Below are 12,620 nucleotides of genomic sequence, written 5' to 3'. Positions count from 1 at the left end.
AAAAGATTAATGTCTATATTATCAGTATTCATATTGTTTACTTCTATTATTGGCCCCCATTTCCTCAATTCCTTAATCTCACTTTTTCCTTTATTGTTTATAGTAGGGATGTTTTTCAAGTTAAGAAACCCAATATTCTTAACAGTATTTCTTGCTTTGTTGTTTCAGTGGTTGCAAATTAATATCAAACTTATTTACGGGAGCTTAACCAACTCAACATTGGATGTGCAATTTAGTTTCCATAAGGATGATGAGTTTATCTATCAAGCTAATTATATCAGTAATATAGGTCTAATATTTTTCTCAATAGGTATTTATTTACCTTTGAAAAAGAGGTTTGCTAATTTTGATATTTTAAAGGAAATCAGTTTTGATTACGATCCCAAAAAAGTTTTGAGGAATTATATCCTATTTTCATTAGGTATTTCTTTTTTGCTAGCTTTTAGAAATAGCTTACCAGGTATTAATACAATTGTAACAGCATTTTCTAAATTGAAATGGGGTCTTTTGGTTTTAACTTTTGTATACTGTAATTTTTTTAACGAAAGTAAAAAGGTACTTTATTTTGTTTTAGTTTTAGAAGTTTTTATAGGTTTTACAGGGTATTTTTCAGGATTTAAAGATATAATTTTAATAGTAGTTATTGCTTTACTCTCTTTGCAAAATCAACTAGAATCCAAGACTATATTAAAGTTCTCAGTCATATTTCTTTTTGTTCTTTCTTTTGGTGTTTTTTGGACAGCTATAAAAAAGGATTATAGGGAATATCTCTCTGGTGGTGAGCGTTCTCAACGAGTTGTTGTAGACAAATCTGACGCCATTAGTGAATTCTTTAATCAAGCCTCTGAATTTTCTCTAGAGGATGTGGGGTTTGCTACAGAAGCTTTATTAGATAGGGTAAGTTATATTGAGTTTTTCTCAATTGTTCTGAGAAATGTGCCTCAATATATACCTTACGAGAGAGGCGAAATAATTAAAGAGTCTACATTTTTTTATTTTAAGCCAAGAATTTTTTTTCCAGAAAAGGCTGTAGTTGACGACTCAGATCATACCAATAAATATACACGATTAGAGCTTTGGGATAATGGGAAAGCGTCTCATAGTATTGGATTTATGACTGATGCTTATATAGATTTTGGTGTGTATGGAATGATGGTCTTATTGATGTTTTTAGGAGTTGTTTTTGGTTGGAGCATGAATTTTTTACTTATAAAATCCCCAAATATGTTCTGGGGAGTACTTTTTATAGTGCCGTTTTACTTTTTGTTAAGTGTATATAGTTTTAACATGATGAAAGTTATGGGGAATTTTATTACTTATATAATTCCTATTTTGCTAATTCGTAAAATTATGTTCAAAATTTTCAATAAATATTTTCTTAGATAGTGAAGTTAAAATTAGGTCTATTTTTTAGAAAATCGCAAGCTGGGTTTTATAGTATTGAAACTGTATTTAATACAATTCAGCCTTATTTAGAAAAAAAAATTGAAGTAGAGAGGTTAGAATTACCTCAGTCAAAAATTAGTTTTAAATCAATAGTAGAAAATTTAAAATTTGTCAGGAATAACAGAAAAGAAGTAAACCATATTACTGGCCATGTTAATTATATTGCTATAACTTCTGGTAGAAATACAGTTTTAACAATTCATGATATGATTTCTGCTCTACAAGGAAATCCAATCAAAAGATTTTTTATGCTTGCTTTATGGTTTTGGTTGCCAGTATTATTCGTAAAAAAAATCACTGTTATTTCAAACTATACGAAAGATGAGGTCTATAAATATATTCCTTTTGTGAAATCAAAAGTTGTAGTTATTAATAATCCGATAGGTGCAGGTTATGTAAATTCGCCAAAAAAGTTCAATACAAATAGACCCAATATTTTATGTGTTGGGACTAAGGAAAATAAAAATTTAAAGAGAATTTTTAAAGCTTTATCAGGAATTCAATGTTCCTTAACTATAATAGGTAAACTTAAAAATGATCAGAAAAAAATCTTAAGTGAATATAAACTAGAATATTTTAACTATGTAGATATATCTGATTACGAAATAGTGGAATTATATAAAGAGTGCGATCTTTTATGTTTTGCATCACTTTATGAAGGGTTTGGTATGCCAATTATAGAAGCTCAAACTATAGGTAGGCCAGTTGTTACATCTAATGTAGGAGCAATGAGTGAAATAGCTAATAACTCAGCCTCATTAGTCGACCCCTATAATTGTGACTCTATTAGAAAAGGTATTTTAAAAGTTATAAATAATGAATCATATCGTAGAGATTTGATAAAAAAAGGATACGATAACTCTAAGAGGTTTAGTGCAAATATTATAGCTCAAAAATATATAGAGATATATAAAAATATTATAAATGGCTAAAAAAAAGCTACTAATAATGATTGATTGGTTTTTGCCTGCATATAAGGCAGGTGGTCCCATACAATCTGTTGCTAATTTGATAAACTATATTAAGGAAGAGTTTGATGTTTACGTCGCAACATCAAATTCAGATATAGACCAACAATTAGATATAGACCAAAAATATCTCAATATTTGGATAGAAAGAGAAGGTTATAAAATCGTGTATATTGATTCTCAACATCAGACATATAGGTTTTATAAAAATTTCCTTTTAAAAGAAAATTTTGATGTTATATACTTCAATTCAATATTTTCAAAAAAATTCACCTTGATACCCCTTATATTATATAGAAATGTCATGATAAGAAAGGTTCTAGCCCCAAGAGGTATGCTAGGCAAAGGTGCGTTAAGTATAAAGCCAATAAAGAAAAAGCTCTTTTTGAGTTTATTTAAGGTATTGCGATTTCATAGGCACATAACATGGCACGCAACAGCTGAAAGTGAAATGCTGGAAATAAAAAAATGTTTTGGGGATCAGTCTAAAGTTTTGATAGCACCAAACTTATCGGGTAAAATAAACTTAACTAATCTCCATAAGGTTAAAGAGGTTAATAAGATAAATGTATTTTTTCTATCAAGAATATCATTCAAAAAGAATTTGTTGAGTGCGATTAAATTTCTTTCAGAAGTTAATGAAAGATATCATATTAACTTTAGTATAATTGGTCCGATTGAAGAAGAGGAATATTGGAAAAAATGTAAACACGAACAAGAAAAATTGCCTCAGAATATCAGTGTGAAATATTTAGGTGCAATTCAGCATTCTGAAATCGTAAATTATTTAAAAGATCAACATGTCTTACTTTTACCAACTCATCATGAAAATTTTGGTCATGTTATAATGGAGTCTTGGCAAAATGGCTGCCCTGTTATAATTTCAGATCAAACCCCATGGAAGGATTTGGAAAAGCAAAATATAGGTTTTGATATACCAATTTTTCACACAGATAGATTTGTAAAGACTCTAGATTTTTTTGCTGCTATGGATAATGAAGAATTTAGTAGATGGAGTAGTGCGTCAATAGTTTATGCTAAAAAATTTACAGAAAACCCAGAGCTGTTAGAACAAAATAAAACCTTATTTTTGAACGCTATTAATATATGATTTATGAAAAGAATTTTAATTACCGGAGGAGCAGGTTTTGTAGGGTCGCACCTTAGTGAACGTTTATTAAATGAAGGTAATGAGGTTATTTGTCTAGATAATTACTTTACAGGTTCAAAACGTAATATAGAGCATTTAATGGACCATCATTACTTTGAGTTGGTTAGACACGATGTTACTAATCCGTACATGGTAGAGGTAGATGAAATCTATAATTTAGCTTGTCCAGCCTCACCAGTGCACTATCAATATAATCCTATAAAAACGGTTAAGACTTCTGTGATGGGAGCTATAAATATGTTGGGGCTTGCAAAAAGAGTACATGCTAAAATTTTACAAGCATCTACAAGTGAGGTTTATGGTGATCCAAATGTTCATCCACAACCAGAATCTTATTGGGGAAATGTTAACCCTATCGGTTTACGTTCTTGTTATGATGAAGGAAAGCGTTGTGCCGAAACGTTGTTTATGGATTATCACAATCAAAATCAGGTAGATGTAAAAATCATCAGGATTTTTAATACTTATGGCCCAAGAATGCATCCGAAAGATGGTCGAGTGGTTTCAAATTTTATTGTACAAGCATTAAGAGGTGATGATATTACGGTTTTTGGAGATGGTACCCAAACAAGAAGCTTTCAGTATGTTGATGATTTGGTTGAAGGGACCATACGAATGATGAATAGTAGAGATGGTTTTGTAGGTCCTGTAAATATCGGTAATCCAGTAGAATTCACAATGCTTCAATTAGCAGAGGAAGTTATTAGCCTTACTGGTTCAAAATCTAAAATCATACACCTGCCTCTTCCTCAGGATGATCCAATGCAACGTAAGCCAGATATTAGTTTAGCTCACAAAGAGTTAAATGGCTGGGAACCGAAAATTCAATTAAAAGAAGGGCTGAAGCATACTATTAAATATTTTGATGACTTATTAAAATCTGACGATTCAATTATATAATTTCATTCTTTGAAAACAGATTTGTCTTCATATAACAATAGTTGGTATCAACCAGGTTCCAAATTAAAATGCCTTATTTGGTACCTGTTCAATTTCGTTTTTTTGAAAGCTTCATGGAATGTTTTTTCTGGTTTAAAAGTGTTTATATTGAAAATGTTTGGTGCGCAGATAGGTAAAGGTGTTGTAATAAAGCCTAATGTTAACATTAAATATCCTTGGAAACTCAAAATAGGCAATTATTGTTGGATTGGAGAAGAGGTTTGGATAGATAATCTTGATATCGTTACAATTGAAGATAATGTATGTATTTCCCAAGGTGCTTTGTTGCAATGTGGTAATCACAATTATAAATCTACAAGTTTCGATTTAATTGTTGCGCCAATTTATTTGAAAGAAGGTAGTTGGGTTGGCGCTAATAGTAGTGTAGCTCCTGGAGTAGTTTTTGAAAGTCATGCGGTATTAAGTATGGGTTCAGTAGCAATTGGTACTTTAGAAGCTTATAGTATATACCAAGGTAATCCTGCTGTTAAAATAAAGAATAGAGTGTTTTCTAAAAGCTAAATGAAGGTATCAATAATAACAGCAACCTATAATAGTGTCAATACTATTGAAAAATGTATGGAATCGGTGTTAAGTCAGTCGTATCCAAATATTGAATATGTTATTATAGATGGAAAATCTAGTGATGGAACGCTAGAGAAGATTCAAGAACTATCACAAAACGCTTCAAATGTTGTAATAGTTTCTGAGAAAGATAAAGGTATTTACGATGCCCTGAATAAAGGGATAGATAATTCGACTGGAGATATAGTAGGTTTCGTTCATTCTGATGATTTTTTAGCCGATAAAGACTGTATTTCTCAAATCGTAGAGAGTTTTAAAACTTTTGAAGCAGATGGAGTCTATGGGGATTTGCATTATGTGTCTTTTAATAATCCTGAAAATATTGTACGTAATTGGAAAAGTGAGAACTTTACTCCGCAATTACTTAGACAGGGTTGGATGCCTGCACACCCAACACTTTATGTGAAAAAGGAACTTTATAATCAGCATGGTAGATTCAATCTAGATTACAAAATAGCAGCGGACTATGATTTTATTTTACGTATCTTTAAAGAGTCTAATTACAACTTTCATTATCTCCCTAAAACCATTGTTAAAATGAGAATTGGTGGCGCAAGTAATAAGAGCTTGAAGAATATTATTCAAAAAACTAAAGAAGATTATCGGGCTGTGAAGTCTAACAATACAGGAAACGTGTTAACTGTTTTTTTGAAAAACGTGTCTAAAATCAAACAATTTAAGACCTAATGTATAGTGTTAGATATCTTATCGAATTTTTAAATTATTAATACATTTTGGAAGTCACAAATAATTGTGAATTTAGGTAAATATGGTAAAGGAATTACTCGAAAATTTTAACCCTCAGGATTATATAGGTTTATTTTTATGTGTAGCTGCATTTATATCTTTGATAGTATCTGTATCTAGTTACCCAGCAATTATTAATGTTGCAAAATCTAAAAATTTGATGGATGATCCAGATGACAGAAGTAGTCATTCAGGTAAAGTACCAAATTTGGGGGGTATTGGTATTTATCTTGGTGTTGTTGTTGCTATAACAATTGTTGGGGCTTTGTTAGATACGAAAAGCTTATTGTTGATTTTGGGAAGTATAACCCTTTTGTTTTTTCTTGGATTAAAGGATGATATCCTCATCCTGTCTCCACGTAAAAAGTTTTCAGGACAACTTATAGCAGCACTATTACTTATAATTTTTACAGATACTAGAATTGTGGGTTTGTCAGGTGTTTTGAATATCACCATAATGCCTTATTGGTTATCTGTGGTTTTTACCCTTTTTGTTTATGTCTTAATCATAAACGCTTTTAATCTTATTGATGGAATAGATGGTTTAGCAGGAAGTTTAGCGCTTATGGCAACGGTAGCTTTCGGTTTTGTTTTTTATAGATATAATGATATTAGTATGGTTGTATTGGCAGCAGCTGTAATTGGAGCTTTGATTCCTTTCTTGAGGTTGAATTTTTCTAAGCGTAATAAAATGTTTATGGGTGATACGGGTTCTATGATTTTAGGCTTTATCTTATCGGTTTTTGCTGTTAGGTTTATTGATAGTTCTCAGGAATTCGGCTCTAGTGTATACAGAAATTCTTCACCTATATTGGTTTTAGCATTCTTATTTTTCCCTTTGTTAGATACTCTCAGAATCTTCTTTATAAGACTAATTGTCCATAAGAAAAGCCCTTTTTCAGCAGATAAGAACCATTTACATCACCGATTTTTAAGTTTAGGATTTACTCATAAACAAACAACTTCGATTATTGTATTTATAAATGTTTTACTTATAGTAATTGCTTTTCAAGCCAAAAAACTAGATATTCATTTGCAACTCGTTATTTTATTAGCTAGTGGTACGGTTTTATATTCGTTATATTTCTTGTATGATTGGTTAGTTCGTTCGAGTAGTAATAGATCCTAATTGGTCAAAAATATTGATAAGTAAAGCTTTACTTCTTAATTATTACTTTGTAAGATGTATAATTCATTTATATTTGTTTTAAGCTAAAAAATAGATAATGTTAAAACGCTATATATTAATAGTTTTTTTTGTGGGTATGTGTTTTTCTTGTGCCACTAAAAAAGAGATTCTTTATTTACAAGATGTAGATTCTAGGGTAAATGATGAAATAAATTACACAAATGCAAAAATTCAGCCTAATGATGTATTAAGGATTGACGTTAGTGCTCTTATACCTGAATCAGCTAAACCTTATAATAAAGCCAATAATGGCAATAGTGGCGGAAATAGTATTCAGTTGATGCAGCTGCAAGGGTATCTGGTATCTGAAGATTTAACTATTAATTTTCCAGTTTTAGGTAGGCTTTCAGTAGGAAATAAAACAACTCAAGAGTTTGCTTTGTATTTAAGAAACTTATTAGAAGAAGGAGGACATTTAAAAGAGCCTTCTGTAGATGTTAGGCTAATTAATGCAAAGGTTACTGTATTAGGTGAGGTTAATCAACCAGGTACCTATAATTTCACAGAGCAAAATATCACACTTTTACAAGCTTTAGGGTATGCTGGTGACTTGACTATAAATGGAAAGAGAGAGGATGTCATAATTATGAGGGATATGCAAGGAGTCCGTAAGGTAACTCACATAAACTTAACTACTTCAGATTGGCTAAACGGTCCATATAATTTTATAAAACCAAATGACATTATCGTGGTAAATCCGAATAGTCCTAAAGTTAAAAGTGCAGGTTTCATTGGAAATGTAGGAACATTGTTATCAGTTGTTTCAATATTATTTTCTACAATTATATTAATAACAAGGTAGATAGAGTATGAATGTAGACTTAAAAAATAGTCACACTAGTAAAAATACAGATCAAGGTGAATTCATAAAAAGTGAAATAGCTAAATATTTAAAATATTGGTACTGGTTTGTTTTAGGTGTGTTATTAGCTTTAGCAACTGCTGTTTTGTATCTAAGATATACTCCAAAAGTTTACAAATCCAGTGCTAAAATAAAGATTTTAAACAAGGCAAAGGGAATTGAATTGCCTTCATCAGCATTTGTCTTTAATCGGTCAAATATCAATCTTGAAAATGAAATTGAAATTTTAAAGTCTTATAGAATTGTTGAAGAAGTTGTTAAGAAGATTGATTTAACACAACGTTTTTATGAGGAAGGAAATGTTCTTACTACAGAAATAGATAGACTTCCTTTTGGGTTTCTTAAAACAATTGAAAATGATAGTATTAAATCAGTATCTACCTATTTTATAAAAATAACACCTAATGGTTTTGAGGTTTCAAAAGGAGAGGAAGATAAAAACATTATATTCTCCGAGTTCGATACAACAATAAAAGCTAATAATTTACCTTTTGAGTTGAGTTTGACTAAGAAGTCAAAGATTAAAGAGTTACAAGGTAAGACTTTTATTGTGAAACTTGCACCGGTAAATACAGTCACTAAAGGTCTTAAAAACTCTATAAGTGTTAATACAGTTGGAAAGACCAGTGACTTATTACAATTAAATTTTAATAGTCAAAGTAGAGCAAAAAATGAGCGTATACTCAATACATTGATAGACATTTTTAATCAAGATGGGATAAAAGATAGAAAAGAGGTTTCTGAAAGAACGATAGATTTTATTAAAGAACGTCTTGTGTTATTGGTTGAAGAGTTAGATTCTATTGAAATAGGTATTAAGGATTTTAAACAGAGAAATGATTTGATAACTATAGAGACAGATGCAGAATTGGGATTAAGTCAGAGAACCATGTCTGAGCAGGAATTATTTGATGTTGAAAATCAAATTATACTTTCCGATTTATTAAGAGAAACATTGTTAAGTAGTAATAAAGAAACAGATTTATTACCTTCAAATATAGGGTTAACAAACTCTAGTATCAATGGTTTGGTCAGTAATTATAACAACTTGGTGATTGAGCGTGATAATTTAGCTGTTAGTGCTGGAGAGAATAACCCTAACGTTATTATTATTAACGGTCAATTGACTGATCTAAAATCCAATATTAAAACTTCCATTTCCTCATATCAAAAACAACTGGAAGCATCTAAACAGCAGTTACTAAGAAAAAACGCTAAATACACTTCCCAAGTTTATAGTCTTCCTGCTAAAGAAAAAGTGCTTCTTGAAATAATGCGGCAACAAGAAATAAAGCAAACCTTGTATCTATTTCTACTTCAAAAAAGAGAAGAAGCAGCTATAAATCTTGCAATTACAGAACCTTCAATCAAAGTGGTTGAATATGGTATTTCAAATTCTTCACCTGTTTCGCCTAATTCAAAAAGTATCTATATAATGGCTTTAGTTGGTGGACTGTTAATTCCTTTGAGCGTTATATATTTTATGCTTCTTTTAGATACTAAAGTTAAAGGAAGAGAAGATTTGATGATTCGTAATCCCAAAATTCCAATTGTAGGTGAATTGCCTAAAGTAAAGGATGAGCACTTAATTTTTAAAGACCCAGAGGATAATTCGATTCAAGCTGAAGCATTCAGGATTTTGAGTTCTAATGTAGATTATATTCTACCTAATAAAGATAAAAAAGGTAGAGTTATTTATTGTACATCTACAATAAAAGGAGAAGGTAAGACATATACTAGTATTAATCTGTCATTAGCATTGTCAAGTATTAACAGAAGAGTTCTATTAATAGGTGCAGACTTAAGAAATCCACAGATACATACCCATATTAAAGAGGATAAACATAAGTCAGGACTTTCAAATTATTTACATGATACAAATTATGACTGGAAAGAAGCTTTGATAAAAGGTTTTGATAAACATCCAAATCATGATATTATTTTATCGGGTAGTATTCCGCCAAATCCTGCACATTTACTTACAAATGGTAGATTTAAAAAATTAATAGAAGAAGTAAAACAAGAATACGATTATATTATTGTTGATACGGCTCCTACAATCTTAGTTACAGATACATTATTGATATCTCAACTAGCAGATGCTACTATTTATCTAGTTAGAGCAAATTATACCGAGAAAAAATTACTTAGTTATTCTAAAGACTTGTTTGATTCAGGTAAGTTGAAAAATATTGCCTATGTCATCAATAGTGTAGACACAAATAAGTCTTACGGCTATGGCTATAACTACGGCTATAACTACGGCTACGGTAGAAAAAAATAAAACATCATTACAACAAATTTCATTTTAAATCATAGACTTCTATGATATTTGTCATGAATTTTAAGTGTTTTATAAATTACTTTTAATAGTATAAATTATAAAACACTAATGTTATGGAATATATAGCACCAATTTCTTCAATAATGTCAACAGATATTATTGCGATGGATAGAGATGGAGATTTAGAGACAGCAGAGCGATTATTCAAGAGACATAAAATAAGACATATTCCAATAGTTTCAGGAGAAGTAGTTATAGGAATGTTGAGCTATACAGATTTGTTGAGAATTAGTTTTGCTGATGCAGTAGACGAGTCTGAAAGTGATGTCGATAGCTTGGTGTATAACATGTTTACCATAGAACAAGTCATGGTAAAAAATGTAGTAACTGTTGATGCTAATACATCAATTAAAGAGGTTGCTAAAATTTTAGCCAAAAGAGAATTTCATGCTTTACCTGTGATAGAGGACGGTTGTTTAGTCGGAATTGTAACTACAACAGACTTGGTAAACTACCTGATAAAACAACTATAAGCTTCTAAGAATTAGCAAGGTTTTTTAGTGTTTTAATGGTTTCGGTAGGATTATCACTTTTAAAAACGTGGCTTCCGGCAACAAAGGCATCTGCCCCTGCATCAACGAGTTGTTTGATGTTTTTATCGGTAACACCACCGTCAACTTCAATACGTGTATCTAAACCTTGCTCGTTTATCATTTCACGTAGTTTTTTGATACGCTTATAGGTAATGTCTTCGAATTTCTGTCCACCAAATCCAGGATTAATGGACATTAATAAGACCATGTAGCATTCCGGTAAAATATCTTCTAAAACGACTAAGGGAGTGGTAATGTTTAGTACAACTCCTGCTTTACATCCAGCATCTTTAATTTGTATAAGTGTTCTGTGAAGGTGAACAGTAGATTCATAATGAACAGTAATAATATCTGCTCCAACCTTAGCAAACTCTTCTATATAGCGTTCAGGTTTTTCAATCATTAAATGAACATCAAGAGGTTTTTTTGCATGTTTTTTTATAGCTTCAATAACAGGCATGCCATAAGAAATGTTAGGAACAAAGTGCCCATCCATAACATCGATATGAAACCAGTCTGCTTCGCTGTTATTTACCATTTCCGTATCACGTTGAAGATTAGCAAAATCTGAAGCAAGCATTGAAGGAGCTATAATTTTTGATGCCATTGTAAAAGTGTTGTGTTTAATTTTTTGCAAAGGTAATTAAAAAACAAACTTTAAAAAGTGATAAGTTGATATAAAAGTGAACCCACGGTAATCAGCCGTGGGTTCTTTCATCAATCAAAAAACGAACAGTTATGTTTTGTAACTGTTGTTACCTTTATTAGGTTGGTGGTTAAATATACAAAAAACCGAGCCCAAATAAACTTTTAAATCATTTTTACTCTAAATACTCTAATAATTATTTTGAATATAGAAATTAGAGTTTTAATAATTTAAAAATTATCCTAAATATGTTTTTAATATTTTACTTCTAGATGTATGTTTTAATCTACGAATAGCTTTTTCTTTAATTTGTCTTACACGCTCACGAGTTAAATCAAATGTTTCACCGATTTCCTCTAATGTCATTGGGTGTTGGTTTCCAAGTCCAAAATATAAACGGATAACATCTGCTTCACGTGGAGTAAGTGTCTCAAGAGCACGCTCTATTTCTGTTCTTAAAGACTCATGTAATAAATCTTTATCAGGATTAGGAGACTCACCACTTCTTAAGACATCATATAGGTTAGAATCTTCACCTTCAACAAGTGGAGCATCCATACTTACGTGACGACCAGAATTCTTCATTGATTCCTTAACATCATTAATGGTCATGTCTAACTCTTTTGCAATTTCTTCTGCAGAAGGTGGACGCTCATGACTTTGCTCTAAGAATGCAAAAGTCTTATTGATTTTGTTAATAGAACCAATTTTGTTTAATGGTAAACGGACAATACGAGATTGCTCAGCTAATGCTTGTAAAATAGATTGTCTAATCCACCATACAGCATACGAAATAAATTTAAAACCACGAGTTTCATCAAAACGTTGTGCAGCTTTGATTAGACCTAAATTACCTTCATTAATTAAATCAGGTAAGGTTAAACCTTGGTTTTGGTATTGTTTTGCAACAGATACAACGAAACGTAAGTTGGCTTTGGTTAACTTCTCTAAAGCAACTTGATCGCCAGCTTTAATTCGCTGTGCTAATTCAACCTCTTCATCTGCGGTAATTAGATCTACTTTACCAATTTCTTGTAAGTACTTGTCTAACGATGCCGTTTCTCTGTTAGTTACCTGCTTGGTAATCTTAAGTTGTCTCATGTAATTTCGATTTGTGCTAAATTATAATGAACAGTATGTTGTTCTTTTATTATACGTAGCAACCTGGCAAAATGTTACAAAATCTTTCA

The 12,620-nt window shown here is 30.9% G+C and carries 12 protein-coding genes; 10 read left to right on the top strand and 2 right to left on the bottom strand.

Features of this window, described 5'->3' with window-relative positions; translation table 11 throughout:
- Positions 1 to 9 precede the first annotated feature (9 nt).
- The 10 genes from QGM60_RS01980 (at position 10) to QGM60_RS01935 (ending at position 10,724) form a co-directional block, all read left to right on the top strand.
- Positions 10 to 1,386 (top strand): hypothetical protein, encoded by a 1,377-nt coding sequence (locus QGM60_RS01980; protein ID WP_281138553.1) that lies wholly within the window; start codon positions 10 to 12, stop codon positions 1,384 to 1,386.
- Positions 1,386 to 2,378: a glycosyltransferase family 1 protein gene (locus tag QGM60_RS01975; RefSeq protein WP_281138552.1), complete on the top strand. Its 993-nt coding sequence runs from the start codon at positions 1,386 to 1,388 to the stop codon at positions 2,376 to 2,378. The genes QGM60_RS01980 and QGM60_RS01975 overlap by 1 nt, the downstream gene beginning before the upstream one ends.
- Positions 2,371 to 3,525 carry a glycosyltransferase gene (locus QGM60_RS01970; protein WP_281138551.1) on the top strand — a complete coding sequence of 385 codons (1,155 nt, stop codon included), beginning with the start codon at positions 2,371 to 2,373 and terminating at the stop codon, positions 3,523 to 3,525. The genes QGM60_RS01975 and QGM60_RS01970 overlap by 8 nt, the downstream gene beginning before the upstream one ends.
- Positions 3,526 to 3,528: 3 nt before the next feature.
- Complete coding sequence (locus QGM60_RS01965; protein WP_281138550.1) at positions 3,529 to 4,485, top strand: UDP-glucuronic acid decarboxylase family protein; 957 nt, start codon at positions 3,529 to 3,531, stop codon at positions 4,483 to 4,485.
- Positions 4,486 to 4,494: 9 nt separating this feature from the next.
- Positions 4,495 to 5,046 carry a WcaF family extracellular polysaccharide biosynthesis acetyltransferase gene (locus tag QGM60_RS01960; RefSeq protein WP_348634882.1) on the top strand — a complete coding sequence of 184 codons (552 nt, stop codon included), beginning with the start codon at positions 4,495 to 4,497 and terminating at the stop codon, positions 5,044 to 5,046.
- Positions 5,047 to 5,796 (top strand): glycosyltransferase family 2 protein, encoded by a 750-nt coding sequence (locus QGM60_RS01955; RefSeq protein WP_281138549.1) that lies wholly within the window; start codon positions 5,047 to 5,049, stop codon positions 5,794 to 5,796.
- A gap of 82 nt (positions 5,797 to 5,878) precedes the next feature.
- On the top strand, positions 5,879 to 6,985 hold the full coding sequence (locus QGM60_RS01950) for an MraY family glycosyltransferase (RefSeq protein WP_281138548.1): 1,107 nt from the start codon (positions 5,879 to 5,881) through the stop codon (positions 6,983 to 6,985).
- A 97-nt stretch (positions 6,986 to 7,082) separates the two neighbouring features.
- Positions 7,083 to 7,847 (top strand): polysaccharide biosynthesis/export family protein, encoded by a 765-nt coding sequence (locus QGM60_RS01945; protein WP_281138547.1) that lies wholly within the window; start codon positions 7,083 to 7,085, stop codon positions 7,845 to 7,847.
- Between the two features lie 7 nt (positions 7,848 to 7,854).
- On the top strand, positions 7,855 to 10,191 hold the full coding sequence (locus tag QGM60_RS01940; protein ID WP_281138546.1) for a tyrosine-protein kinase domain-containing protein: 2,337 nt from the start codon (positions 7,855 to 7,857) through the stop codon (positions 10,189 to 10,191).
- 113 nt (positions 10,192 to 10,304) lie between these two features.
- Complete coding sequence (locus QGM60_RS01935; protein ID WP_281138545.1) at positions 10,305 to 10,724, top strand: CBS domain-containing protein; 420 nt, start codon at positions 10,305 to 10,307, stop codon at positions 10,722 to 10,724.
- Between the two features lie 4 nt (positions 10,725 to 10,728).
- On the opposite strand, the gene rpe is transcribed toward QGM60_RS01935, so the two are convergent.
- Both rpe and QGM60_RS01925 read right to left on the bottom strand, forming a co-directional pair.
- Positions 10,729 to 11,391, bottom strand: coding sequence for a ribulose-phosphate 3-epimerase (gene rpe, locus QGM60_RS01930; protein ID WP_281138544.1), 663 nt, complete (start codon positions 11,389 to 11,391; stop codon positions 10,729 to 10,731).
- A gap of 276 nt (positions 11,392 to 11,667) precedes the next feature.
- Positions 11,668 to 12,531 (bottom strand): sigma-70 family RNA polymerase sigma factor, encoded by an 864-nt coding sequence (locus QGM60_RS01925; protein ID WP_040247666.1) that lies wholly within the window; start codon positions 12,529 to 12,531, stop codon positions 11,668 to 11,670.
- Between the last annotated feature and the right edge of the window lie 89 nt (positions 12,532 to 12,620).

This window comes from Winogradskyella sp. SYSU M77433 (assembly GCF_029911945.1).
Lineage (GTDB): Bacteria > Bacteroidota > Bacteroidia > Flavobacteriales > Flavobacteriaceae > Winogradskyella.
This window is presented reverse-complemented; position numbering and strand designations above follow the sequence as displayed.